22 protein-coding genes are annotated in these 24,620 nt (G+C 54.6%); 14 read left to right on the top strand and 8 right to left on the bottom strand.

The window, feature by feature from the left end:
• The first annotated feature begins 7 nt into the window (after positions 1-7).
• Both napC and nudK read left to right on the top strand, forming a co-directional pair.
• A complete protein-coding gene (gene napC / locus ACMV5H_RS09040; RefSeq protein WP_414821721.1) occupies positions 8-625 on the top strand; it encodes a cytochrome c-type protein NapC in 618 nt (205 codons plus the stop codon).
• Between the two features lie 123 nt (positions 626-748).
• Positions 749-1,324, top strand: coding sequence for a GDP-mannose pyrophosphatase NudK (gene nudK / locus ACMV5H_RS09035; protein WP_037376378.1), 576 nt, complete (start codon positions 749-751; stop codon positions 1,322-1,324).
• A 416-nt stretch (positions 1,325-1,740) separates the two neighbouring features.
• On the opposite strand, the gene tal is transcribed toward nudK, so the two are convergent.
• Together tal and rpiB are read right to left on the bottom strand one after the other, a co-directional pair.
• Positions 1,741-2,691, bottom strand: a complete 951-nt coding sequence (gene tal / locus ACMV5H_RS09030) for a transaldolase (protein WP_024484505.1) — start codon at positions 2,689-2,691, stop codon at positions 1,741-1,743.
• 181 nt (positions 2,692-2,872) lie between these two features.
• Entirely contained in the window at positions 2,873-3,331 is a 459-nt protein-coding gene (gene rpiB / locus ACMV5H_RS09025) for a ribose 5-phosphate isomerase B (RefSeq protein WP_021178721.1), read from the bottom strand.
• A gap of 320 nt (positions 3,332-3,651) precedes the next feature.
• On the opposite strand from rpiB, the gene ACMV5H_RS09020 reads away from it, so the two are divergent.
• The 7 genes from ACMV5H_RS09020 to maeB all read left to right on the top strand — a co-directional run bounded on the left by ACMV5H_RS09020 (position 3,652) and on the right by maeB (position 12,178).
• The gene (locus ACMV5H_RS09020; RefSeq protein WP_021807087.1) at positions 3,652-4,764 is read left to right on the top strand and encodes an MDR/zinc-dependent alcohol dehydrogenase-like family protein; all 1,113 of its coding nucleotides are present in this window, start codon (positions 3,652-3,654) and stop codon (positions 4,762-4,764) included.
• Between the two features lie 66 nt (positions 4,765-4,830).
• Positions 4,831-6,090: an MFS transporter gene (locus ACMV5H_RS09015; protein WP_021178719.1), complete on the top strand. Its 1,260-nt coding sequence runs from the start codon at positions 4,831-4,833 to the stop codon at positions 6,088-6,090.
• Positions 6,091-6,113: 23 nt separating this feature from the next.
• Positions 6,114-6,872, top strand: coding sequence for an SDR family oxidoreductase (locus tag ACMV5H_RS09010; RefSeq protein WP_414821720.1), 759 nt, complete (start codon positions 6,114-6,116; stop codon positions 6,870-6,872).
• A 29-nt stretch (positions 6,873-6,901) separates the two neighbouring features.
• Positions 6,902-7,903, top strand: coding sequence for a dihydroxyacetone kinase subunit DhaK (locus ACMV5H_RS09005; protein WP_094982062.1), 1,002 nt, complete (start codon positions 6,902-6,904; stop codon positions 7,901-7,903).
• Between the two features lie 3 nt (positions 7,904-7,906).
• On the top strand, positions 7,907-8,563 hold the full coding sequence (gene dhaL / locus ACMV5H_RS09000; protein ID WP_059201461.1) for a dihydroxyacetone kinase subunit DhaL: 657 nt from the start codon (positions 7,907-7,909) through the stop codon (positions 8,561-8,563).
• 99 nt (positions 8,564-8,662) lie between these two features.
• Entirely contained in the window at positions 8,663-9,625 is a 963-nt protein-coding gene (locus tag ACMV5H_RS08995; RefSeq protein WP_021178715.1) for a sugar-binding transcriptional regulator, read from the top strand.
• A 273-nt stretch (positions 9,626-9,898) separates the two neighbouring features.
• Entirely contained in the window at positions 9,899-12,178 is a 2,280-nt protein-coding gene (gene maeB, locus ACMV5H_RS08990) for an NADP-dependent oxaloacetate-decarboxylating malate dehydrogenase (RefSeq protein ID WP_115159511.1), read from the top strand.
• A gap of 45 nt (positions 12,179-12,223) precedes the next feature.
• Here the strand turns inward: maeB and mmuM are convergent, their stop codons facing one another.
• Together mmuM and mmuP are read right to left on the bottom strand one after the other, a co-directional pair.
• Complete coding sequence (gene mmuM, locus ACMV5H_RS08985; RefSeq protein ID WP_115159510.1) at positions 12,224-13,162, bottom strand: homocysteine S-methyltransferase; 939 nt, start codon at positions 13,160-13,162, stop codon at positions 12,224-12,226.
• Positions 13,152-14,561 carry an S-methylmethionine permease gene (gene mmuP, locus ACMV5H_RS08980; protein WP_021807081.1) on the bottom strand — a complete coding sequence of 470 codons (1,410 nt, stop codon included), beginning with the start codon at positions 14,559-14,561 and terminating at the stop codon, positions 13,152-13,154. Before mmuP ends, mmuM begins: the two co-directional genes overlap by 11 nt.
• Before the next feature lie 183 nt (positions 14,562-14,744).
• Between mmuP and ACMV5H_RS08975 the strand changes: the two genes are divergently transcribed.
• The 4 genes from ACMV5H_RS08975 to ACMV5H_RS08960 all read left to right on the top strand — a co-directional run bounded on the left by ACMV5H_RS08975 (position 14,745) and on the right by ACMV5H_RS08960 (position 21,084).
• Entirely contained in the window at positions 14,745-15,584 is an 840-nt protein-coding gene (locus ACMV5H_RS08975) for a ChaN family lipoprotein (RefSeq protein WP_166733101.1), read from the top strand.
• A gap of 102 nt (positions 15,585-15,686) precedes the next feature.
• Positions 15,687-16,487: an energy transducer TonB gene (locus ACMV5H_RS08970; RefSeq protein ID WP_414821719.1), complete on the top strand. Its 801-nt coding sequence runs from the start codon at positions 15,687-15,689 to the stop codon at positions 16,485-16,487.
• Between the two features lie 154 nt (positions 16,488-16,641).
• The gene (locus ACMV5H_RS08965; RefSeq protein WP_414821738.1) at positions 16,642-18,714 is read left to right on the top strand and encodes a S9 family peptidase; all 2,073 of its coding nucleotides are present in this window, start codon (positions 16,642-16,644) and stop codon (positions 18,712-18,714) included.
• A gap of 129 nt (positions 18,715-18,843) precedes the next feature.
• Entirely contained in the window at positions 18,844-21,084 is a 2,241-nt protein-coding gene (locus ACMV5H_RS08960) for a TonB-dependent receptor domain-containing protein (protein ID WP_414821718.1), read from the top strand.
• A 24-nt stretch (positions 21,085-21,108) separates the two neighbouring features.
• Here ACMV5H_RS08960 and ACMV5H_RS08955 read toward each other — a convergent pair whose 3' ends face one another.
• The 3 genes from ACMV5H_RS08955 to amiA form a co-directional block, all read right to left on the bottom strand.
• Positions 21,109-21,564: a YaiI/YqxD family protein gene (locus ACMV5H_RS08955; RefSeq protein WP_414821717.1), complete on the bottom strand. Its 456-nt coding sequence runs from the start codon at positions 21,562-21,564 to the stop codon at positions 21,109-21,111.
• Positions 21,564-22,484 carry an oxygen-dependent coproporphyrinogen oxidase gene (gene hemF, locus ACMV5H_RS08950; protein WP_414821716.1) on the bottom strand — a complete coding sequence of 307 codons (921 nt, stop codon included), beginning with the start codon at positions 22,482-22,484 and terminating at the stop codon, positions 21,564-21,566. Before hemF ends, ACMV5H_RS08955 begins: the two co-directional genes overlap by 1 nt.
• 68 nt (positions 22,485-22,552) lie before the next feature.
• Positions 22,553-23,434, bottom strand: a complete 882-nt coding sequence (gene amiA / locus ACMV5H_RS08945) for an N-acetylmuramoyl-L-alanine amidase AmiA (RefSeq protein WP_414821737.1) — start codon at positions 23,432-23,434, stop codon at positions 22,553-22,555.
• 183 nt (positions 23,435-23,617) lie between these two features.
• Between amiA and ACMV5H_RS08940 the strand changes: the two genes are divergently transcribed.
• Positions 23,618-24,043: a GNAT family acetyltransferase gene (locus ACMV5H_RS08940; protein WP_021807072.1), complete on the top strand. Its 426-nt coding sequence runs from the start codon at positions 23,618-23,620 to the stop codon at positions 24,041-24,043.
• 38 nt (positions 24,044-24,081) lie between these two features.
• On the opposite strand, the gene ACMV5H_RS08935 is transcribed toward ACMV5H_RS08940, so the two are convergent.
• Entirely contained in the window at positions 24,082-24,480 is a 399-nt protein-coding gene (locus ACMV5H_RS08935; protein WP_021178705.1) for a YgiW/YdeI family stress tolerance OB fold protein, read from the bottom strand.
• Between the last annotated feature and the right edge of the window lie 140 nt (positions 24,481-24,620).

Genomic DNA, 24,620 nt, shown 5'->3' with positions numbered 1-24,620 from the left:
GGGAGCTATGGCCGAACGTAATACCACAACATCCGAGAAAAAGGCCGGACCGATCCGTCGTCTATGGCGCTGGTGGCGCAGGCCGAGCAGGCTGGCCCTGGGGACTTTGCTGCTGTTAGGCTTTGTCGCCGGGATCGTTTTCTGGGGCGGTTTCAACACCGGTATGGAAGCGGCCAACACCGAAAAATTCTGTATCAGCTGCCACGAGATGCGTGAAAACGTCTACGAAGAGTATATGGAGACGGTGCATTACAACAACCGCAGTGGCGTCCGTGCCACCTGCCCGGATTGCCACGTCCCGCATGAGTGGGGGCCGAAGATGCTGCGTAAGCTGAAGGCCAGCAAAGAGTTGTACGCCAAGGTGTTTGGCATCATCGACACGCCGCAGAAGTTCGAGGAGCATCGTCTGACCATGGCCAGCAACGAATGGGCGCGTATGAAAGCCAATAACTCGCAGGAGTGCCGTAACTGCCACAACTTCGAGTATATGGATTTCCCCGCGCAGAAAACCGTGGCGGCCAAGATGCATGACAAAGCCATCACCGAAGGCAAAACCTGTATCGATTGCCATAAAGGGATCGCACATAAACTGCCGGACATGCACGGAGTCCCTACCGGATTCTAACTCTGGTAGATATCAACCCCGCAGCGTTGCAAGGCCTGCGGGGTTTTTTGTTGCAAATCCGCCGTGGCTGCGCTTTGCTAGTGGCCAAAGGTTGCGGTGCGTTGGCTTACGGAAGAAGAGAATATGTCGTCAAAAATAGAAAATATCAGAAAGCAGCTGTTATCGGACAACTGGTACGTATTGAATAAATACACCTTTGAGTTAAAACGTAAAAACGGCGGAACCATCGAACAGGTGCGCGAGGTCTATGACCGCGGTAACGGGGCGACCATTTTGCTGTATAACCGGGCCAAGGGCACCGTGGTGCTGACCAACCAATTCCGTATGCCAACCTACGTCAACGGCAATGCCACAGGCATGTTGTTGGAAGCCTGCGCCGGGCTGCTGGATGACGATCAGCCCGAACAGTGCGCTCGCCGTGAAGCGGTAGAAGAAACCGGTTTTCAGGTTTCGAAGGTGCAAAAGATCTTTGAGGCCTACATGTCACCGGGCGGCGTGACGGAAATACTCCACTTCTTTATTGCTGAGTACCAGGATAACGAACGCCAAACCAGCGGGGGTGGCATTGAGGATGAAGATATTGAAGTGGTGGAATTGCCCTTTGGTGAGGCAATCGCGATGATCGCCGACGGCCGCATCAAGGATGGTAAAACCATCATGCTGTTGCAGTATTTGCAGATCCACCGGGTGATGGAGTAGTTTCCCTCACCCCAACCCTCTCCCACAGGGAGAGGGAGCTGTTAGCCCCTACTCGTTTGAAAATAAAGAAGTCATTTTAGCTAGCGTGATCGCCCTTAGCCAAAGTGAGTCACTACATTTAAAACACACTCGATCGGTCCCCTCTCCCACAGAGAGAGGGAGCTGTTAGCCCCTACTCGTTTGAAAATAAAGAAGTCATTTTAGCTAGCGTGATCGTCCTTAGCCAAAGTGAGTCACTACATTTAAAACACACTCGATCGGTCCTGAAAATAAAGCAGTCATTTTAGCTAGCTTGATCGTCCTTAGCCAAAGTGAGTCACTATCTTTAAAACACACTCGATCGGTCCCCTCTCCCTGTGGGAGAGGGTTAGGGTGAGGGGCAATTGCTTTGCCGATCTCACTTATTTATCATCGTCTTACAGCTGTGCGATCAGCATATCTTCCAGCTTCTGCTGGTCGACGGCGAACAGGCGAATGCCTTCGGCCAACTTCTCAACCGCCATGGCATCCTGGTTATGCAGCCAGCGGAACTCCGCCTCGGCCAGTGGTGCTGGCTGATAAAACCCTTCGGTAGACGGCGTCAGTTTACGTTCGATAGGCTGATTGCTTTGCTTCAACTCTTCCAACAGGTTTGGCGCAATGGTCAAACGGTCACAACCCGCCAACGCCAGGATCTGCTCAACCTTACGGAAGCTGGCGCCCATGATCACGGTCTGATAGCGGTGCTGTTTATAGTATTCATAAATGGTACGAACGGACTTCACGCCCGGATCCTGCTCGGCATCGTAATCGGTCATCGGCTGTCTGGCCTGATACCAGTCGTAGATACGGCCAACAAACGGCGAAATCAGATAGACACCGGCTTCGGCACAGGCACGGGCCTGAGCAAAGGAGAACAGTAGCGTCAGGTTGGTGTTGATGCCTTCTTTTTCCAGCTCTTCGGCCGCCTTGATCCCTTCCCAGGTGGCTGCCAGCTTGATCAGAATGCGGGATTTATCGATCCCCTGGTTTTGATACATGCCGATCAGCTTGCGTGCTTTAGCCACGCACATACCGCGATCGAAGGATAGACGGGCATCCACCTCGGTGGAGATTCGCCCTGGTACGCTTTTTAGAATTTCGACCCCAATATTCACCGCCAGTCTGTCACTGGCGTTAATCAGTTGGGTTTCTTTGCTGCCGCCTTGCTGGCGGGCGTACTCCAGCGCTTCGGTGATCAGTGACTTATACTGCGGCAGCGCCGCGGCCTTGAGGATCAACGAAGGGTTGGTGGTGGCATCCTGCGGTTCGAACTGGCGGATGGATTCGATATCACCGCTGTCGGCAACAACCACGGTCAACTGTTTGAGTGCGTCTAACTGGTTCATTTATAAGCTCCTTGCCCAAAGTCATAACAGTAAATGAGAACGTATTTCATTATGGTTAACACCATGCATCATATGGCTGATGAATGAAATACGCTTTTTCTGATTGTTGCGATGGATAGAAACAATGGGGGCAGAAATACCACATGGGCCCCCCAAGCCGTGACCCTCTGTCGACGTTGGTTCAGCGTTGGCCAACAACCTGTTCGTAATAGCCGATCCTTGCCACCTTAGGTGCCGATCCCCCTCCTTCAAATTCAGAGCTCAACCAGGCTTCGACGATCGATTTTGCCAGTTCCGGGCCAATGACGCGTGCGCCAAGCGTGATGATTTGTGCATCGTTGCTTTTACGTGCGCGCTGTGCCGAATAGGTATCATGGCACTGTGCTGCGCGGATCCCCGGGACCTTGTTGGCCACAATGCTCATGCCAATACCGGTGCCACACAGCAAAATGCCACGTTGGTGTTTCCCATCCTTAATGCCTTGCGCCACCTGAAAGGCGATATCGGGATAGCCGATGGGGGGCGTATCGCTTCCCGGTGAGTAGTCGGTAACCTGAATATCGCGCTGTTGCAGAAACGCAACGATCACATTCTTCAGTTCAATGGCGGCATCATCGGCGCCAATCGCAATAGGCTGCATAACACATCTCCTGTTGATCAAGGGTAAGGCTGACGATCCCCGCTGGCGCGTCATGGCGAATACCATAACCATGATTTATCAAATGTTCAATTGATGTTCATTTGTTTTTGTTTTGACTAAGGGATTATGGCCGATAAAGGTGATGAATATCACAAATAAATCGACTTTATGGCCTGTTAGGTGACTTTAAGGGGGCTTCTTGAGCAGGATCACAATTTCAAAGGTTGGTGGTGGGCAAACATGTTGAGAGTATGTAGTGTTTATTTGTTCTTTGTGTGTACTTATGATCATAAAAATAAACCCTACCCGAGGATAGAACTATGTGTCAGAACTGCGTAACAGCGGCAACCATGGCCGAAGGCATTCCTGAAACCATGAAAGCGGTGGTGGCTTATGCCCCGCAGGATTACCGCCTGGAGCTTGTGGAGGTACCGAAAATTGGCCCGCACGAGATCCTGGTGAAAGTTGAAGCCTGTGGCATCTGCGCCGGTGATGTTAAAGCGTTTGAAGGAGCGGCTAGTTTTTGGGGGGATGAAAAACAGCCGGCTTACATCAAAGCGCCGATGATCCCAGGCCACGAATTTATCGGCCACGTGGTGGGCTATGGGGAGGGCGTTGAAGGATTCAAGTTGGGCGATCGGGTGATTTCAGAACAGATCGTTCCCTGCTGGCAATGCCGTTTCTGTAACCGGGGCCAGTATTGGATGTGTGAGAAACACGATCTGTACGGCTTCCAGAATAACGTTAATGGCGGCATGGCGGAATACATGAAGTTCACCAAAGAGGCCATCAACTATCACGTTCCTGCGGATATGCCGATCGAAGACGCCATTCTGATCGAACCCTATGCCTGTTCTTTCCATGCGGTACAGCGCGCCAACATCAAGCTGGGGGACGTGGTGGTGCTGGCCGGGGCCGGAACGCTGGGCTTGGGGATGATCGGTGCGATTAAAAAATCCGGTCCATCGAAGCTGGTGGTGCTCGACCTGTCAGACGAACGCCTGGCGCTGGCGAAAGAATTTGGTGCTGACGTTGTGCTGAACCCACTGCGCGATGATGTGATGGCGATCGTTAAGGACATGACCGAAGGCTACGGCTGCGATATCTATATTGAAGCCACCGGCGCGCAGCAATCTGTCGAACAGGGGCTGATGCTGATCCGTAAGTTGGGCACCTTTGTCGAGTTCTCGGTATTTAAAGATCCGGTGACCGTCGATTGGAGCATTATCAGCGATCGTAAGGAGCTGGACGTATTGGGATCGCACCTGGGCCCTTATTGTTATCCGTTGGTGATTGAAGGGATACGCAATGGCGATCTGCCCACCAAAGGCGTCGTCACCCAAACGTTGCCGCTCGAACAGTTTGCTGAAGGCTTCGCCATGATGAAACGGGGCATCGGCTCAATCAAAGTGGTGCTCAACCCAAATCTGTAATGCCTGCATCATTCTTCGGGTGCGGGCTAGCCTGCACCTCCACAATTCAATGTGCTGGGGTGTTTTATGCTGAATGGACTGATTCATCGCATTGGTCTGTCACCAAAATTAATGCTCGGTTATGCCGGTGTGTTGGTCTTTATGATGGGGGAGGGGCTGGAACAAGGCTGGCTTTCACCTTATTTGATCGGCAAAGGCTTAACCATTCAGGAATCTGCGCTGCTGTTTAGCGTTTACGGTTTTGCTGCGGCAATCTCCGCCTGGTTTTCCGGCGTTTTGGCAGAAATCTTTACCGCTCGCCGCGTCATGCTGGCTGGATTGTTGTTGTTCCTGCTGGGCTCAGTGTGTTTTCTGGTGTGGGGATTACCCAGTAACAACCTGTCGGTGATGATACCGACCTATGCGCTGCGCGGGCTGGGCTATCCCCTGTTTGCCTATGGTTTTCTGGTATGGGTCGCCTATGAGGCTCCGCCGGAAAGGCTGGGTTCCGCCGTGGGGATTTTCTGGTTTGTCTATAGCGGTGGGTTGAGCGTACTGGGCGTGCTCTATTCCAGCATCATGCTGCCGTTCCTGGGGGAAATTCACACCTTATGGAGCGCATTAATCTTTGTGGTGCTCGGGGCGATGATCGCACTGATGCTTAACCGCACTCCTGGCCATAGCGACGTGGGGGACAGGCAAAAAGCCTCCCTCAGCTATGTGCTAAAGGGGATCACCATTGCGTTTGAGAACCCGAAAATCGGCCTGGGTGGCATTGTCCGCACCATCAATACCTCTGCGGCGTATGGCTTCGTGGTGTTTATGCCGATGTACATGATGGATATCGGGTTTAGCCGCACTGACTGGCTACAGATGTATGCGGCACTGTGGACGGTGAACATTATCTTCAACCTGATCTTTGGGGTGATCAGCGACGGCTTGGGCTGGCGTAACGTCGTCATGTGGTTCGGTTGCGTCGGCTGCGCTATCACCACGCTGATGTTCTATTACGTGCCTTACTTCCTCGGTCCCAATTATCTGCTGACCGTCGTGGCCGCCGGGCTATTCGGTGCTTGCCTGGCGGCCTTCGTGCCTCTTTCGGCCATTATGCCAACGTTGGCCCCGGAGAATAAAGGTGCCGCCATGTCGATCCTGAATCTTGGCGCGGGGTTGAGCACTTTCGTTGGCCCGGCAGTGGTAGGGTTATTTATCGGCAGCTTGGGGAGCAGCGGGGTGATTTGGATTTTCACCGGCCTGTATTTGTTCAGCGGCGTCTTGATGAAATATGTCACCTTGCCTAAAGCCGTGCCTGCCGCCGTGGAAGAAAATCATCACAGCTTGGCGTAACTAACCGTTTGAGGGAGTTTTCTATGATTACTGGTCAAAGCAAGGGAGCCTTGCAAGGGAAAGTGGCGTTGATAACCGGCGGCGCGGCGGGAATAGGTCTGGCTATTGCCAAATGCTATCTGCAAAACGGCGCGCAGGTCGTACTGTTGGATCGTGCTCCACAGGTGGTGCAGATTGCTCAGCAGCTGGATCAGCGACAGGCGTTAGGCATCGTGATGGACGTCACCGACAAAGCCTCTGTAGAACAGGCGGTTGCGCAGGCTAATGCCCATTTCGGGCGGCTGGATGTGCTGGTCAATAGCGCCGGGATTGTCGCGCTGTATCCGGCGGAAGAACTGCCCGAAGACGCTTGGGATAACACCATGGCGGTGAACCTGAAAGGGGTGTTTCTTACCAGCCAGGTCGTGGGCCACTATCTGATCCGTCAGGGCAGTGGCAGCATTATCAACCTGGCCTCGCAGGCCGGCGTGGTCGCCTTGCCCAATCATCTGGCTTACTGCGCCAGCAAAGCCGGCGTAATTGGCTTGACCCAGGTTCTGGCACTGGAATGGGGGCCGCACAACGTGCGGGTAAAAGCCATTTCGCCCACGGTGGTGCTGACCGAGTTGGGGCGCAAAGCATGGTCTGGCGAGGTTGCAGAACAAATGAAGCAGAAAATCCCCCTGAGGCGCTTTGCCGAACCCGAGGATATTGCCGCCAGCGCGCTGTTCCTGGCGAGCGATGCGGCCAGCATGATCACCGGCAGCAATCTGGTGGTTGACGGCGGTTACACCATTCAATAACTCGATACTCAGGCAAAAGAGAGGCCATGATGAACAGAATCATTAACGATCCCGATCGCGTCGTGGAAGATGCCATTCAGGGCTATCTGAAGGCTCATCCGGAATATTTCACCGCGACCGATAATGCACGAGTCCTCAAATACCCTGCCGCACCGATCAAAGGCAAGGTGGGTATTGTTACCGGTGGGGGCTCGGGGCATGAGCCTGCGTTTCTGGGCTATGTTGGCAAGAACATGCTCGATGCTGTGGCCATCGGTGAGATTTTCTCTTCGCCAACGGCGGGGGCATTTCTGGATGCGTTCAAGGCCGCGGACAGCGGGGCGGGGGTCGCCTGCCTGTATGGCAACTATGCTGGCGATAATATGAACGTCAAAATGGCGATGAAGAAGGCCAGCGCCGCCGGTATCACGGTAAAAACCGTGGTGGCAAATGATGATGTTGCTTCTGCGCCCGCCAGTGAAATTGAAAAACGTCGTGGCGTTGCCGGTGAGATTCTGATGTGGAAAATCGGGGCTGCTGCCGCAGCGCTGGGTTACGATCTTGACGGGGTGATCGCTGCTGCGCAAAAGGCGATTGGCAATTGCCGCTCGATCGGCGTCGGGCTCAGTTCTTGCACCATCCCGGCGGTAGGTAAGCCCAACTTCCATATCGCCGATGGCCACATGGAGATCGGGATTGGGCATCACGGTGAGCCTGGGATTGAGGTATCACCGATCCAGTCGGCGTCCGCGATGGCTGGCACCATGCTCGACTTTGTGCTCAATGATATGCCGTTGAACAAGGGGCAGGAAGTTGCCCTGTTGATTTCCGGCCTGGGGGCCACGCCGGTGATGGAGCTCTACATCTATTATGCCGAGATTGAAAAGCGGCTGACGGAGCGTGGTATCAAGGTTCACCGCCGTTATGTGGGTAACTATTTTACCTCGCTGGAAATGATGGGGGTGACGTTAACCTTGATGAAGCTCGACGACCAATTGAAAACGTTGCTCGATATGCCCGCTCATTCATTGGGCCTAACTCAGGTGGAGTGAATCATGACCACACAAATTTCTACGCAGTATGGCAATGAGATCGTCGCGGCGCTGATTGGCGTGATTGTCAGCAATCGCGAGTATCTCAGTGAAATAGATGGAGCGATTGGCGACGGCGATCACGGCATTAATATGTCAAAAGGCTTCACCTTATGTGGTGAGGCCATCAAGGGCCAAAAACTGACGTTGGCGCAGGCTTTTGACGCGGTAGCGGACGCGCTGATGGAAGGGATTGGTGGCTCGATGGGGCCGCTGTATGGCAGCCTGTTCATGGGCATGGCCGACAGCGTGCGTGATAAAATGGCGCTGGATAAACAGGTTTTTCTGGCCATGTTGCGCAATGGGCTCACTGAACTGCAGGACATCAGCAGCGCTGGCGTAGGCGACAAGTGCCTGATGGATACGCTGATCCCTGCTATCGAAGGGTTTGAGCAGGCGGTTCGGCGTGGCGATAGCTTCAGTGAGTCGCTGGAGCAGTTGAAACGGGCTGCCGTTGCCGGGCGTGATTCAACCCGCGATCTGGTTGCCAAGATTGGTCGCGCGAGCCGATTGGGGGAACGTTCGCGCGGCGTGCTGGATGCCGGTGCGGTATCCTGTTGTCTACTTTTATGCCAACTGGCTGATGCGGTGGAACAACGCTTGAATACCGTTGCCGCCTGAACAGGTTATACTAGCGGGCAATGCGATAAGATGGGTTCGGCATGCTGAACCCATCTTCTATTGAAAAAGACCAATCTGCCGTGGGGAAACGTGTAACGGATGGAAAAAAAAACAGGATCCCAGGATAACGAACTGCTGACTGAAATTGCCGTGGCGTATTATCAGGATGAAATCACTCAGGAAGAGATTGCAAAAAAGTTCGGTATTTCGCGGATTAAGGTCGGGCGTTTACTCAAGCGGGCCAAAGAAGAAGGCATTGTTGAGATCACCGTCCGCTATCATCCGGTATTCAGTACCCGGCTGGAGCAGCAAATGCTGGAGCGTTTCTCCCTCAGCCGTGCATTAATCGCGCTGGATCATCAGGATGAGGAAGAACAGCGGCGTCAGGTAGCAGCATTGGTTTCCGGTTATCTGGCCATGTCCCTGAAAGACGATATGGTCCTGGCGGTTGGCCAAGGGCGTAACGTGGCCGCGATCGCCGATCATGTGGGCAGCGTGGCCCCCAAAAATTGTAAGTTTATCTGTGGCATTGGGGGAACACATCGCCCCGGTGACGCCATCAATGCTGACCACATCAGCCGCCGTCTGGCGAAGAAGTTTGGTGGTAGCAGCGAGACGCTGTATGCCCCGGCATATGTAGAAAACCGGGCGCTGAAAGAAGCGTTTATGCAAAACGGCACCATCAAGGAAACCCTGGATCGGGCGCGCAAGGCCGATGTGGCCCTGGTGGGCATCGGTGATATGAATGAAAACAGCTATATGGTCAAGCTTGGCTGGTTTACTCCCCACGAGATCATTGATGCCAGTCTGAATCAGGGGGTGATCGGTGATATCGCCGGTTATGACTTTTTCAACGCGCAGGGGATGCATGTAGATACGGTGATGAACGATCGCGTCATTGGCCTGAGTATTGATGAGCTGCGGAAAATCCCTTGTGTGATCGCCATTGCTTCTGAGAATACCAAAGCGTTGGCTATTCTGGGCGCGCTGCGTACCGGGGCGATCGATATCATCGCGACTAGCGCCCTCAATATCCGCACCATTCTTAATATGTCACAGTAATCGCTGTGGTAAAAAAGGGTTTAACTGCGTCAGGTTGAGCCCTTTGCCATTTCCCCTCTCACTCACATACACCTACGAACCTTCGTGGTAAACGGTTGACGCAGGCATAATAAAACTGCTGCTTTTCTGTTCGCTTAACTTCCTTTTAACTTTTATTTACGAATTTTACCCAAGGTTATGGCACGCTTCAAAGTTTGTGACGATTCTCTCACTATACTGGTTCAGCGATAAAGCCTTACCTCAACATAAAAGAAGAAAGCAAAGGAACCCATAATGGACGAACAGCTCAAACAGAGTGCCCTTGATTTCCATCAGTTTCCGGTCCCAGGGAAGATCCAGGTATCGCCGACTAAACCGCTAGCGACACAGCGCGATCTGGCCTTGGCCTATTCGCCGGGTGTGGCTGCCCCCTGCCTGGAAATTGCCGCCGATCCGCTGGCCGCTTATAAATATACCGCCAAGGGTAACCTGGTGGCGGTGATCTCCAACGGCACCGCGGTGCTGGGATTGGGGAATATCGGGGCGCTAGCCGGTAAACCGGTCATGGAAGGTAAAGGGGTTCTGTTTAAGAAGTTTTCCGGTATTGACGTGTTCGATATCGAAGTCGATGAACTCGATCCTGACAAGCTGATTGACGTGATCGCCGCGCTGGAACCGACCTTCGGCGGCATTAACCTGGAAGATATCAAAGCGCCCGAGTGCTTCTATATTGAGAAGAAACTGCGTGAGCGCATGAAGATCCCGGTGTTCCATGACGATCAGCACGGCACGGCGATTATTACCACCGCTGCGGTGCTCAACGGCCTGCGGGTGGTGAAGAAAAACATCTCCGACGTACGCCTGGTGGTATCGGGAGCCGGTGCGGCCTCCATTGCCTGTTTGAACCTGCTGGTCGCGTTGGGTCTGAGCAAGCAGAATATCACCGTTTGCGACTCGAAAGGCGTGATCTATCAGGGCCGCGATGCCAAGATGGAAGAAACCAAGGCGGCGTATGCCATTGCGGATAACGGCCAGCGTACGCTAGGGGATGCCATTCCCGATGCCGATATTTTCCTGGGTTGCTCCGGCCCTGGCGTGCTGACGCAGGACATGGTGAAAACCATGGCCAGAGATCCGCTGATCATGGCGCTGGCTAACCCGGAACCGGAAATTCTGCCGCCGTTGGCGAAAGCGGTGCGCCCAGATGCGATCATCTGTACCGGCCGTTCTGATTACCCCAATCAGGTGAACAACGTGCTGTGCTTCCCGTTCATCTTCCGTGGCGCGCTGGATGTGGGGGCCACGACCATCAACGAAGAGATGAAGCTGGCCTGCGTGCACGCCATTGCCGATCTGGCGCTGGCAGAGCAGAGCGACGTGGTGGCTTCGGCGTATGGCGATCAGGACCTTTCCTTTGGCCCGGAATACATTATTCCCAAACCGTTCGATCCGCGCCTGATTGTCAAAATCGCCCCGGCGGTAGCCAAGGCAGCCATGGATTCTGGCGTGGCGATGCGCCCGATCGAAGACTTCGATGCCTACGTGGAGAAACTGACCGAGTTCGTTTACAAAACCAACTTGTTTATGAAGCCGATCTTCTCCCAGGCGAAGAAAGAAGTGAAACGCGTGGTAATGGCCGAAGGTGAAGAAGAGCGCGTCCTGCATGCTACCCAAGAGCTGGTATCGCAGGGGCTGGCTTACCCGATCCTGGTGGGTCGCCCAAGCGTGATTGAAATGCGCCTGAAGAAACTTGGCCTGCAGCTGACGCCGGGTAAAGACTTTGAAGTGGTGAATAACGAGTCCGATCCGCGTTTCAATGAATACTGGGGTGAGTATTACCAGATCATGAAGCGCCGTGGCGTCTCCCAGGAGCAGGCTCGCCGTGCGGTGATCGGTAACCCAACGCTGATTGCTGCCATCATGCTGCACCGTGGGGAAGCCGACGCCATGATCTGTGGCACCATCGGCAGCTACCACGAGCATTATGACGTGGTGGAAAAGGTATTCGGGTTCCGTGAAGGGGTACATGTGGCAGGAGCAATGAACGCCTTACTGCTGCCGAGCGGTAACACCTTCATCGCCGATACCTACGTCAACGATGATCCAACGCCGGAACAGCTGGCGGAAATCACCCTGATGGCGGCAGACACGGTAAGGCGCTTCGGGATTGAACCGAAGGTGGCGCTGTTGTCCCACTCCAGCTTTGGTTCTTCCAACTGCCCGTCGGCGAGCAAAATGCGTAAAACGCTGGAGCTGGTCAATCAGATGGCACCAGGATTGGAGATCGACGGTGAGATGCACGGTGACGCCGCGCTGGTGGAAAGTATCCGCCACGATTTGATGCCGGACAGCCCGCTGAAAGGCTCCGCCAACATCCTGATCATGCCAAGTATGGAAGCGGCGCGGATCAGCTACAACCTGCTGCGTGTCTCCTCTTCCGAAGGGGTGACGGTAGGGCCGGTATTGATGGGCGTGTCCAAGCCGGTACATATCCTGACGCCGATCGCTTCGGTGCGCCGTATCGTCAACATGGTGGCATTGGCCGTAGTGGAAGCACAAACCAAACCGCTGTAATAGCGTGAAAGTGACCCCCTGCGGCTTCGGCCACAGGGGGCTTTTTTATGCGTGGCAGCGTTCGGCAATTGCCTGAATGTCGGCAGGTGTGGTTCGGCAGCAGCCACCAATCAAGCGGGCACCGGCATGCTGCCAATCGGCCAACTGATTGATCAGATGCTGCTGGTGGTTACCGCAACTGTGCCAGGTTTTGCTCACCGCGTCGTAGTGTTCGCCGGAGTTTGGGTAAACCAGTAACGGTTTATCACTCAGGGCGGCAAGCTGCTGCAACGCCGGGGTGACGTTTTCCAACGCGATACAATTGACGCCCACTGCCAGCACCTGCGGGTTACTGTTAAGCTCAGCCATGACGACGGCCAGTGGCGTTCCATCGCTGAGATGCTGGCTATCGCGCAGAGTGAAAGAGAACCATCCACCCAGCGCTGGGAATTCCGTCAGCAGCGCCAGCAGGGCCTTTAATTCCGCGTACGAAGGCAGCGTTTCACATGCCAGCAGATCCACGCCAGCGTTGGCCAGAGCCGTGATGCGAGGGCGATGGAACGCGATCATTTCTGCTTGCGGCAGATGATAGTCGCCACGGTATTCAGAGCCGTCCGCCAGGTAGGCACCATAGGGGCCGACCGAACCGGCCACCAGCAAAGGCAATCGTTGTGGGTGCTGGGCCAGATAATCGGCGCGCGCCTGCTGCGCCAGGTGGACGCTTTGGGCGATCAGTGCCAACGATTGCGGCTCATCCAGACCCCGGCGTAAAAAACCTTGGGGCGTGGCCTGATAGCTGGCGGTAATAGCGCACTGTGCTCCTGCTTTGAAGTAATCCAGATGCACCTGATAAATCAGCTCCGGGTTTTCAATCAGCACCTTTGCCGACCATAGCGGATCGGTGAGATCGCAACCTCGGGCCTCCAGTTCGGTGGCCATTGCCCCGTCCAAAATCAACGTGCGGTTATCGGCCAGCAAGGCGGCCAGAGGGTTGTTAACCGACATGTTCTTCTCCGGTGTTCAGTAGATTTTTCTGCCCGGAACGCCGGGTCAGGTAATAGGCCAGATAGCAGATCGCCACAAACGGCAGGCCGCAATATAGCGCTACGCGTTGCTCTGGGTCGAATGCCAGACCGATACAGGCCAATAAACACAGCGCAAAGCCGACAATAGGCGTCAGCGGATAGCCTGGTGCTCGGTATTTCAGCCCTTCAATCGGTTGACCGCTGCGCAGGTAGCGGCGGCGAAAAACGTAGTGGGCGGCACAGATGCTCAGCCAGACGGCAACGACCGCAAAGCCGGAAATGGCAGACAGTGCCACAAACACCGTATCGGGCGCGATCACGCTGGTCAACAGGGCCAGCACGCCGCCGAGCATGCTGAACGTCAATGCATTCATCGGGATCCCGCGCGCATTCACCCGTGAAAAATAGGCAGGCAGGGTGCGCTGATTGGCCAGCGACCACAGCATGCGTCCCGAGGCATACAGCCCGGAGTTGGCGGCCGAGAGAATGGCGGTCAGGATCACGAAGTTGAAAATGTCGGCGGCATAAGGCACTCCAATGCGTTCAAAGACCAGGACAAACGGACTTTTCACAATCCCGGCCTGCTCCATAGGGATCAACGCTGCCAGGATAAATACCGTTCCGATAAAGAATACCATCAGGCGGATCACCGTGGTGCGGATGGCCCAGGGCACCACTTTTTCCGGATTTTCGGTTTCGCCCGCCGCAATGCCGATCAGTTCAGTACCGGAGAAGGCGAAATTGACCGCAACCATGGTCATCAGGATCGGTAACGTTCCATTGGGCAGCCAACCCGATGAGGTCAGGTTACTCAGGAAGGGCGCTGGCGTGCCGTCTTTCATCGGGATCAGGCCAAACATGGCCGCACCGCCCAGCACGATGAATGCCAGAATAGTGATCACCTTGATCAGCGAGAACCAGAATTCACTTTCGGCAAAGAAGCGGGTGGTAATGACGTTGAGCAGAAAAATGGCCAGACAGAAAATCAGACACCACAACCAGACCGGTGATTGTGGAAACCAGTATTGCATACAGAAACCGGCGGCGGTCAGGCTGGAGCCCAACGCAACGGTCCAGGTCAGCCAATACAGCCAGGCAACGGTATAGCCGGTTGCCGGGCCAAGATAGCGTGCCGCATAGACGTGAAATGCGCCGGTTTCCGGCATGGCAACGGCAAGTTCCCCCAGACACAGCATGACCAGATAGACCACGACAGCGCCAATCAAGTAGGCCAGCAGGGTGCCTAGTGCACCGGTCGTGGAGATGATATAGCCGGTGTTGAAAAACAGACCGGTACCGATCACGCCGCCCAGCGACAGCATCACCAAATGCCGGGCTTTCATGGTGCGTTTGAATTGCCCTTCAGCGGCAGGTTGCATAACAATCTATCCATATGGACGTCTAAATGGCTATCAGTTATACCGGTTCCATTACGCGAAATCAACGTAACTCAAAACAAGGTAACGAAAAAACAGCTGTCAGCCACCAGGTGCTGCCAATTTCTATATGCAAATGATAATTATTCTCTATAATGTCGCCACTTTTGTGTAAGGAAAGACGACATGAAATTTCTGATAGTGTTTGCAACGCTGGTGCTTACAGCCTGTAGCCAGGGGCCTGTCTCCCCCCCGAAAAGCGACATTACCACGCTAGGCAAGATTGTTGATTTACGCAGTGGCGAGACGTTGACGCCGCAGCAGTTACTGACGCGCCTGGCAGAACAGCCACGGGTGATCGTGGGTGAAAAACACGACAATCCTTATCACCACCAGATCGAACTGTGGCTGGTAGAGCAATTACCGCAACAGCGGCCACAGGGCAGCGTGCTGATGGAGATGATCACGCCCAGCCAGCAAGGCAAAGTGGATGAAGTAAAACAATGGCTGCAAACCGAACCTACGGTGCGTGATAGCCGCGTAGCTGAACTGACCGCCTGGCAAGCCAGTTGGAAGTGGTCACTGTATGGCGATGTGGTAATGGCGGCGATGCGCGCACCTTATCCTCTGTTGTCTGCCAACCTCGATCGCAGCGAAATCATGGCGTTTTATCAACGGCCCGAATTCCCCAAAGGCCAGCTTTCGGTGCGGCCAGAAGTCCAGCAGGCGCTCGCTGCCACCATCCGTGATTCCCATGACGGCAAAATTGATGCGGTGCAGCTGCATGCCATGCTGGCTATTCAGCAGCAACGCGATCGCCGTATGGCCGAAAGTTTACTGGCTGCACCCACCCCGGCACTGCTGATGGTGGGCGGTTATCACGCCTCCAGAACGGTCGGTGTGCCACTGCACATCCAGGATCTGCAGCCCGGTGCCAAATTTACGGTGCTGATGTTGGCAGAGCAGGGCGTGGCCATCGATCGGCCTATGGCGGATTACCTTTGGGTCACGCCAACCGCAAAATGATTACGTCAAGATAGCGAAAAGATCTGTCATTAACATTTACAAATGATTATCATTAGCAGATGTGATCTGCAATCATTCGCAATTAGGTAATCTACTATCCCTATGTTTAGTCAGCCTTGTGGCCCTCAGGCGGCAACTCTGCCGCAGCCGCGCTGGGGGCGTGGTTTACTGTATGCGCTAGGCATTCATCTGGCGCTGGTATGGCTGTTTTACTGGCCGCAAACTTCGCTGCCGCCGGTGCTGATGCCACCACCGGCGATCATGCTCAGTTGGGCGGCGAAGATCGAAGCGCCAAGCCAGCCCAAGCCGTTGCCGCTTGGGTTGCAGCAACAGGCGGATAGTTCGGCGGCACAGCCTGTGCAACAGCAGAGGGAGCCAGAGATGCCCGAACTGGCACGTGCCGAAGCGGCAAAAATTGTGGTGGCCGAGCGCAGTAAAAATGCGCATAAGCAACAGCGTAAAGCACCGCCAAAGCCGCTAACGCCTATGGAGAAAGAGCAAGACGTCACGCATTCCGCAGCGGCCAGCACGGCGGCACCCAAGGCGCAAAACCTGGCACAGCGGGTGGCGGCACCGTTAAACAGCGATTCTACCGCGCAGGCACAGGCCAAGCTTTCTTGGGAGAGTCAGGTTAAAGGGATGCTCAACCGCGTGAAGCGTTATCCGGCAGACGCCAAACGGTGTCAGCGTTCGGGGGCACCGGTGGTGAGTTTCGTGGTGGATGCTCAGGGGCGAGTGGCCGATGTCGCACTGAAAACGTCCTCAGCTACCGCGTCGTTAGATCGTGAAGCGCTGGCGGTGATATTGCGTGCGCAGCCGTTACCTACGCCACCGGCGGAGATGCTACGCCAAGGCAAGGTTGCCGTGACCATGGCAGTAGATTTTAACCTGGCGCTGTTGTAAGCCAGCCAAAACGTATTTACCCATCAGGCTTTATCTCTTGTTGTGCGCAACAGGAGAGGGGTTTGCTACGCTCAAATTATCGTGAGGGGTTATGACATTACCTGTTCAATCGGCTCGCTGCCGCAGGCCTTTGGTGACTTATTTACTGATTTTTATGGGGTTATTAAGCTTTACCACCAAGGCGGCCGTACAGCCGCCCCAGGCTGAAATTATTCCGCATAAATTAACCGCCCAGGGCGAAACGCGAATCGATAATTATTATTGGCTGCGCGATGATGGCCGCCAGAATAAACAGGTGTTGGCTTATCTGACGGCGGAAAACCGTTATACCGAACAAGTGATGCAGCCATATCAGACGCTGCGCGATCGGTTGTATCACGAGATGCTGGGCCGCATGAGTCCGGAAGATCGCTCGGTTCCCTATCAGCTCAACGGCTACCGCTATCAAGAACGCATTGATGCGGGTAAAGAGTTTGCCGTCTACCAGCGGCAGGCCGTGGCAGATGGCTCCGCCTGGCAGACGCTGCTGGATGGCAATCAGCGTGCCCAAGGCCAAGATTATTACCGCGTGGGGGGATTGGCAGTCAGTGAAGATAACCGCCGCCTGGCCGTCGCGGAGGATACTCAAGGGCGCAGGCAATACCGCATTTCCCTGCGCGATCTGGCTAGCGGCGCTTGGGCCAAAGAGGTGATTGAAAACACCTCGGGCAATATGGTGTGGGCCAACGATGGCAACAGCTTGTTCTACGTGCGCAATCATCCCCAAACGCTGTCACCCTATCAGGTCTATCGCCATCAATTCGGTACGCCGGTGGCTGCCGATAAGTTGGTGTATCAGGAAAACGATGGGGCCTTTTACCTGAGCCTGGATCGCTCCTCTTCGCGGGATTACGTGATTGTCACCATCAGCGGGAATACCACTTCCGAAGTGCGCCTGATCGACGCCAACCGGCAGCAAACTCCGGTGCAACTCTTTGCCCCGCGTCAGGCCGGGCGCGAATATTATCTCGACCATTATCGCGGTGAGTTTTATCTGCGTTCCAATCATCAAAGCCCGCACTTTGGTTTGTACCAGACGGCATCCGCGAACCTGCCTTGGAAGCCGCTGATCGGTCCTCAGGAAAACAGTGAGTTGGAAAGTTTTGCCCTGTTTCGTGACTGGCTGGTGGTGAAAGAGCGCAGCGAAGGCTTGGTGCATTTACGGCAGATTGCCTGGCAAGGGGGCGAGCAACGCAGCATTCCGTTTGATGATGCCAGCTATATGGCCTGGCTGGGCTACAACCCGGACCCGGAAAGTGACCGCCTGCGCTATGGCTATTCGGCCATGACCACGCCAACCAGCACCTATGAATGGGATCTCAACAGCGGTAAACGCGAGTTGCTGAAACGGCAGGAGGTGAAGGGCGTAGAACCAGGCTTGTATCACAGTGAGCGCTTGTGGATCACCGCCCGCGACGGGGTAAAGGTGCCGGTCTCGCTGGTATACAACAGTGCCAAATTCAAACCAGGCAAAAGTCCGCTGGTGGTGTACGGCTATGGTGCCTACGGCATGAGCATGGACCCGGCGTTCAGCGCCAACCGCATTAGCCTGTTGGATCGCGGTTTCGTCTATGCGCTCATCCACGTACGCGGCGGCGGTGAGCTTGGGCAAGACTGGTATCAGCAGGGCAAACTGGCGAACAAGGCAAACACCTTCAATGACTTTATCGATGCCACCCAGGCGTTGATCGAGCAGGGCTTTGGGCAGCCGGGGCGTGTCTATGCCATGGGGGGGAGCGCCGGTGGTCTGCTGGTGGGGGCGGTGATCAACCAGGCTCCCCGCCTATACAACGCTGTGGTGGCACAGGTGCCTTTTGTCGATGTGCTGACAACGATGCTGGATGACAGCATTCCGTTGACCGTCGGCGAATACGAAGAGTGGGGCAATCCCAATCAGCCGCAGCCCTATACGCTGATCAAGTCCTACAGTCCGTACGATAATGTGCGCGCGCAGCACTACCCGAATCTGTTGGTCACCAGTGGGCTCTATGATTCGCAGGTGCAGTATTGGGAACCCGCCAAATGGGTGGCGAAACTGCGCCAATTCCAGCAGGGGGATGCGGTGTTATTGCTGTCCACGGATATGTCGGCGGGCCACGGGGGGAAATCGGGCCGCTTGAGTCGGTTGGAAAATAGCGCGTTGGAATACAGCTTTATTTTAGCAATGGACGCAAAAACACAAAAATAAGGATCTTGGCCGCGCGGCTTAATGGCTGCGCGGCAGATAATAACCATAATTAATTTCCGCCTACCTGGCGGTATTTTCTGCTGAGCATTGATCACTCACTGATTTTGATAGCAATACTTTAGGGGATATATGAAATTTAAACTGCTTATTGGTGCGGTTGGCACCGGTATGGTTTTGGCTGGCCCGCTGTTGGCTGCAGAAAATAAAGGCCAGGCGGTATTCAGCCCGCTGAACGTTTCGGCGGCGGCTAATAACAGCGAACAGGAGGCATTGGAAAAGCCTGGGGCATTCAGTTCGCGCGATGAAAATAAAAATCTGCAGTCGATAGATAATATCCTGCGCAGCATGCCCGGCACTTTTACTCAAATCGATCCCAGCCAGGGGGCGGTCAGCGTCAATATCCGTGGGATGAGCGGTTTTGGCCGGGTAAATACCATGGTTGATGGTATTACCCAGAGCTATTTTGGCACCTCGACCTCTGGCGTGATGTCCCATGGTTCCACCAACAATCAATCCGGCGTGCTGATCGATCCGAATTTTATTGTTGGGGTCGATGTGGCGCGTGGTGAGAACAGCGGCGCATCTGGGGTGAACGCATTGGCGGGCAGCGCCAACTTCCGCACTATCGGCGTGGATGATGTGGTGTTTGCCGATAATCCGTTTGGCGTGCGCACCAAGTTCTCCGTGGGCAGTAACGGCATTGGCCGCAGCGGTATGATCGCCGTTGGGGCCAAAGGGGCGGCGTTCACCGATAGCGGCAGTTTGGGCGTGATGGCTGCCATTAGCGGCAGCTCCATCTATTCCAACTTTAACAACGGCGACGGCGTGAGCAGTGAGGACTTCGGCTACGACGAGTTTATGAAGCAAAACCCCAAATCGCAGCTGTTCAAGGTGGATATCAAGCCCAACGAATATCACAGCATTGAATTATCTGCCCGGACTTACCAGAATAAATTCTCGCGCCGCGATATCGCCAGCAACGATTTTTATCTCAAATATCACTATGCGCCATTTTCCGAGCTGGTGGATCTGAATATGACCGCCAGCCACAGCAAGGGTAATCAGAAGTATGACAGCGATTCACTGTTCACTTTCTTTAATACCAATGCGGAAAACCGCTCCGACGCGCTGGATATCAATAATACCAGCCGTTTCAGCCTGTGGCAGACCGACGTAGCGTTCACCTACGGCGGCAAACTGATGCGCAACCAGTACGACAAGCACGTCGAATCGCAGATTGAGGATCCGCAGACGGCGCATGAGGCGATCGAGAACAACACCTTTGCCCCTTCGGGCGACCAGCGTATCGCCAGCCTGTACACCGGATTGCAACTCAACCGTGATATCTACCAGCTCGATCTCAATCTCAATTATGCCAATAACAAGCTCACCGGCTTTAAACCGGCCTGTGATTTGCGGGTGGAGTGTTTTCCGCAGGGCAGTGCCAATATCGATCTGAAGGAGCACGGATTTAACCCGTCAGTGATGCTGTCTGCGCAGGTCACGCCTTGGCTACAACCTTTTGCCAGCTACAGTAAATCGATGCGCGCCCCCAACATCCAAGAGGTGTTTTTCTCTAATTCCGGCGGCGCTTCGATGAACCCGTTCCTGAAAGGCGAACGTTCAGAAACCTGGCAAGCGGGCTTTAACCTCAGCGGCAACGATCTGCTGTTCAAGCAGGACACCCTGCGCTTTAAGGCGGTGGTTTACACCAGTAAAATCAAAAACTATATCTTCAGCGAGTCTTACATGGTGTGCCGAAATGGCCGCAAGTGTAGTTTGGGTGAGAACTTGCAGAATGACTGGAGCGATGCCAGCGAAGCGTTCTCGGATAACATGTATATCTACGTCAACTCCCTAACGCCGGTGCGTACCCACGGGGTGGAGCTGGAAGCCAACTATGATGCTGGCCGCGGTTTTGCCCGTGCCTCATTTAGCAAACAGCACACCGACCAGCCTACCTCTATCGCCAGTAGCTACTTTGGCGCGGGAGATATCAACGAACTGCCGGATATGTATTTCACATTGGATAGCGGGTTACGTTTCTTTGACGAAGCGTTGACCGTGGGCAGCATCATCAAATATACCGGCAAGGCTCACCGCCTTTCTCCAGACTATGAAACCAGTGAGCAAACCGGGAAGCTGATGAAACAGGAGATGCCAAATATTCCCACCGTAATCGATCTGTACAGCACCTATCAGATCAACCGTAATGTTTTGCTGAAATTCAGCGTGCAAAACGTGATGGACAAAAGCTATTCCGACGCGCTTAACAAGCTGAATATGCTGCCGATCCAGGGAGATGAGGCAACCGCGGCCAACACCGCCCGCGGACGGACTTATCTGTTTGGCGGTGAGGTGCGCTTCTAAGCTGATGGAGGGGGCCCTCCGGTGCTAACTGGCCCGTTTCGCCTGCTGCAGCCACTTGTCCAGCTCATTGGCAAACTGCTGTCTATCGCGCTGGTTGAGAGTGTTCGGCCCTCCGGTCTGGATCCCGCTGGAGCGCAGGGTATCCATAAAATCACGCATGTTCAGGCGTTCACGTATGGTGTCTGGCGTATAACGCTCACCGCGAGGATTCAGGGCGATAGCGCCTTTTTCTATCACTTCGGCGGCCAGCGGGATATCCGCGGTGATCACCAGATCGCCTTTTTCACAGCGGCGCACGATTTCGTTATCCGCCACGTCAAATCCTGCAGCAACCTGCAAGGTGCGGATAAATTTCGAAGGGGGCGTGCGCAAAGGCTGATTAGCCACCAAGGTAACAGGCATTGCCGCACGGTCTGCGGCACGGAACAGCACTTCTTTGATCACGTTTGGACAGGCGTCAGCATCGACCCAAATCTGCATTATTGTTGCTCCTGTAGCCAGTCGCGCACCGGCAGAAAGTCACGGTATAGCGCGGCTTCCGGGCTGTCGGTTGCGGGCTGGAAGTTATATTCCCAACGCACCAAAGGCGGCATCGACATCAGGATCGATTCGGTGCGGCCACCGGTTTGCAGGCCGAACAGCGTACCGCGATCCCACACCAGATTAAACTCGACATAGCGGCCACGGCGATACAGCTGAAACTGGCGTTCGTTGTCGCCCCAAGGCTGTGCTTTACGTCTTTCCACGATCGGCAGATAGGCCTCCAGGAAGCCTTCACCTACCGCCTGGGTAAACGCGAAGCAGCTTTCGAAATCCGGGGTATTCAGATCGTCAAAGAATAAGCCGCCGATACCGCGGGCTTCGTTACGGTGTTTGATAAAGAAATAGTCATCGCACCACTTTTTGTATTTTGGGTACACATCGTCGCCGAAGGGGGCGCAGAGTTGTTGCGCGGTGCGGTGCCAGTGAACAGCGTCCTCGGTAAAACCATAGAAGGGCGTTAGGTCAAAGCCGCCGCCAAACCACCAAACCGGCTCTTCGCCGGGTTTTTCCGCGATAAAGAAGCGCACGTTGGCATGGCTGGTCGGTATATAGGGGCTGAGCGGATGGATCACCAGTGATACGCCCATCGCCTGAAAGCTGCGCCCGGCCAGTTCTGGACGATGCGCAGTAGCAGAGGCGGGCAGCGTGGCACCGGAAACGTGGGAAAAGTTTACTCCGGCCTGTTCGAATACCGCACCGTTAGTCAGCACCCGGCTACGGCCACCGCCGCCTTCTTCACGCGTCCAGCGATCTTCCTTAAAACCGGCGCCGCCATCGGCCTGGGCCAACTGCTCACAAATCTGGTCTTGCAACGCCAGCAGGAAGGATTTTACTGCGGCAATGGTGGGTAAACTCATACGGGATATTCGCAATGGGTAACTGAACAGGGCGGCAAGTATACCTTCTCGCCCCGTATTTTGCAGGTCTAGCGCGGCTTGCGTTGGTGAACGTCGTAATAGTGGAAAAAATTGATCACGCCGTCGGCGATGGCGCGGGCAATTTTTTCGCGAAAGGCGGTGGTACCTAACAGGCGCTCCTCACCGGGGTTGGTGATAAACGAGGTTTCTACCAGCACCGAAGGAATAGAAGGGGACTTTAATACGGCAAACGCCGCCTGTTCGGTGCTTTCGCTATGCAGGCGGTGAACCGGGCGGATCTGGCCCAGCACGTGGCGGCCCAGGGTCAGGCTGTTGTTGATGGTGTTGGTTTGCACCAGATCGAACAACACCTGCTGTAGATAGTTGTCCTGATTTTTGTATTTGCCCCCCGCAACGTCATCGGCGGCGTTTTCCTTATTGGAGAGATAGCGCGCCATCGCGCTGCTGGCTCCGCGATTGGAAAGGGCAAACACCGAAGCACCGGCGGCATCCGGGCTGGTAAATCCATCGGCATGGATCGAGATAAACAGATCGGCCTGGTGCTGGTGGGCGATCTCCACGCGCTGGAACAGCGGGATAAACTCATCCTCCTCACGTGTCAGGCGGGCTTCAACGTGCTCGTGCTCATGCAAAAAACGCCGCACATGGTTGGCAATTTCCAGCACCACGTGTTTTTCCTGTGAGCCTTCATGCCCCACTGCACCGGAGTCAATACCGCCGTGGCCGGGATCGATCATCACTACTCTTTTGCTCCCAGTGGCTTTGGGTAGCGGTTTGCTGTGCGGTTTTGGTTGCAGCATATTGGCCTGGGTGGCTGAGGTTTTGCCCCCAAGCAGGGCCAGAGCCAGGCCGGAGAGCAGCAGTTGGCGGCGGGTTGATGAAGCGGTGAGGGGGCTGAAATTGAGGTAGGTTTTGCTCTGTTTCTTCATCACGCGCGGCTCCAACTCGATCAATCTATTTCGCGACGTTATAGCGTATTGATCCTCATTAATCGACTTGATAACTATTGCCATTTATTACCTGGCAAAACGCTGCGGCTTGAAAGACTGTGGGTATCAGTTAATAATTACGCAATAATCAGAAAAAAGTTCAATTAACAGTAGCGAGCAACGATGGAAATTCGCGTATTTCGGCAAGACGACTTTGAAGAGGTCATCACCCTGTGGGAGCGTTGCGACCTGTTACGGCCATGGAACGATCCCGAGATGGATATTGAACGCAAACTGAACCACGATCCGGATCTGTTTTTAGTGGCGGAAGTGGGCGGTGAGGTGGTTGGCTCGGTGATGGGCGGTTACGACGGCCACCGTGGTTCTGCGTATTACCTGGGCGTTCACCCAGACTATCGCGGGCGCGGCATTGCCAATGCGTTGATTAGTCGGCTGGAGAAAAAGCTGATTGCGCGCGGCTGCCCGAAAATTCAGCTGATGGTGCGTGAAGACAACGACACCGTGATCGAAATGTATGAAAAGCTCGGCTACGAAATTCAGGCGATCACCAGTCTGGGGAAACGCCTGATCGAAGATCAAGAATATTGATCGTCAGGGCGGTGGTTGCCACCGCCCCAAGCCCTGGTTTAAGGCAGTTTTTTGATGTTTTTCACATCGACTTCCACGTTGTTCCAGTCCTTATCCACTTTCCCTTCCAACTGTACCTTGTCTTTTGGGGTGATGGTCTGGCCGTTCCAGCGCTTTCTGTCGATCTCTACCGTCAGCGTACCGGTGGCGTCGCGGAAGGTGTAGGTGTCATCACCCACGCGCTGTTCGATATTGCCCTGCAACATCACCCAGGTATCATCGCTCAACGATTTGACCTTATCTACCGTGGTCAGCGTGGCGCTAGGGCCGGAGAAACCACCTTGCGGGCTGGTTTGCGTTTGAGCCGGTGTCGCGTTGGGGTCGATGAACCCGCCCTGTTGAGCTAGAACCGGTGCGCTGCATAATGCGATGAGTGTAAGTAAAGCGATCTTTTTCATCTGGATTTTCCTTATCAGTGGTCTGAATGATTTCCCGTTAGCGGGACATGACCTGATTAAACCATAAGGATCTTAAGAGCTTCTTAAGCTGCAGATTGAAAATGGTGGCCAGCGTCGCCATTTGCAAGGGTAATCATAAC

This window comes from Serratia sp. N21D137, from assembly GCF_047530005.1.
In the GTDB taxonomy this organism is placed as follows: Bacteria; Pseudomonadota; Gammaproteobacteria; order Enterobacterales; family Enterobacteriaceae; genus Chania; species Chania fonticola_B.
The sequence above is the reverse complement of the archived record's forward strand: the minus strand, read 5'-3'. Positions and strand labels throughout refer to the sequence as shown.

Excerpts from the sequence above, each read along its gene's own strand:
- napC (WP_414821721.1), top strand. The coding sequence starts at position 8 with ATGGCCGAACGTAATACCACAACATCCGAGAAAAAGGCCGGACCGATC.
- nudK (WP_037376378.1), top strand. The coding sequence starts at position 749 with ATGTCGTCAAAAATAGAAAATATCAGAAAGCAGCTGTTATCGGACAAC.
- tal (WP_024484505.1), bottom strand. The coding sequence starts at position 2,691 with ATGAACCAGTTAGACGCACTCAAACAGTTGACCGTGGTTGTTGCCGAC.
- rpiB (WP_021178721.1), bottom strand. The coding sequence starts at position 3,331 with ATGCAGCCTATTGCGATTGGCGCCGATGATGCCGCCATTGAACTGAAG.
- ACMV5H_RS09020 (WP_021807087.1), top strand. The coding sequence starts at position 3,652 with ATGTGTCAGAACTGCGTAACAGCGGCAACCATGGCCGAAGGCATTCCT.
- ACMV5H_RS09015 (WP_021178719.1), top strand. The coding sequence starts at position 4,831 with ATGCTGAATGGACTGATTCATCGCATTGGTCTGTCACCAAAATTAATG.
- ACMV5H_RS09010 (WP_414821720.1), top strand. The coding sequence starts at position 6,114 with ATGATTACTGGTCAAAGCAAGGGAGCCTTGCAAGGGAAAGTGGCGTTG.
- ACMV5H_RS09005 (WP_094982062.1), top strand. The coding sequence starts at position 6,902 with ATGAACAGAATCATTAACGATCCCGATCGCGTCGTGGAAGATGCCATT.
- dhaL (WP_059201461.1), top strand. The coding sequence starts at position 7,907 with ATGACCACACAAATTTCTACGCAGTATGGCAATGAGATCGTCGCGGCG.
- ACMV5H_RS08995 (WP_021178715.1), top strand. The coding sequence starts at position 8,663 with ATGGAAAAAAAAACAGGATCCCAGGATAACGAACTGCTGACTGAAATT.
- maeB (WP_115159511.1), top strand. The coding sequence starts at position 9,899 with ATGGACGAACAGCTCAAACAGAGTGCCCTTGATTTCCATCAGTTTCCG.
- mmuM (WP_115159510.1), bottom strand. The coding sequence starts at position 13,162 with ATGTCGGTTAACAACCCTCTGGCCGCCTTGCTGGCCGATAACCGCACG.
- mmuP (WP_021807081.1), bottom strand. The coding sequence starts at position 14,561 with ATGCAACCTGCCGCTGAAGGGCAATTCAAACGCACCATGAAAGCCCGG.
- ACMV5H_RS08975 (WP_166733101.1), top strand. The coding sequence starts at position 14,745 with ATGAAATTTCTGATAGTGTTTGCAACGCTGGTGCTTACAGCCTGTAGC.
- ACMV5H_RS08970 (WP_414821719.1), top strand. The coding sequence starts at position 15,687 with ATGTTTAGTCAGCCTTGTGGCCCTCAGGCGGCAACTCTGCCGCAGCCG.
- ACMV5H_RS08965 (WP_414821738.1), top strand. The coding sequence starts at position 16,642 with ATGGGGTTATTAAGCTTTACCACCAAGGCGGCCGTACAGCCGCCCCAG.
- ACMV5H_RS08960 (WP_414821718.1), top strand. The coding sequence starts at position 18,844 with ATGAAATTTAAACTGCTTATTGGTGCGGTTGGCACCGGTATGGTTTTG.
- ACMV5H_RS08955 (WP_414821717.1), bottom strand. The coding sequence starts at position 21,564 with ATGCAGATTTGGGTCGATGCTGACGCCTGTCCAAACGTGATCAAAGAA.
- hemF (WP_414821716.1), bottom strand. The coding sequence starts at position 22,484 with ATGAGTTTACCCACCATTGCCGCAGTAAAATCCTTCCTGCTGGCGTTG.
- amiA (WP_414821737.1), bottom strand. The coding sequence starts at position 23,434 with ATGAAGAAACAGAGCAAAACCTACCTCAATTTCAGCCCCCTCACCGCT.
- ACMV5H_RS08940 (WP_021807072.1), top strand. The coding sequence starts at position 23,618 with ATGGAAATTCGCGTATTTCGGCAAGACGACTTTGAAGAGGTCATCACC.
- ACMV5H_RS08935 (WP_021178705.1), bottom strand. The coding sequence starts at position 24,480 with ATGAAAAAGATCGCTTTACTTACACTCATCGCATTATGCAGCGCACCG.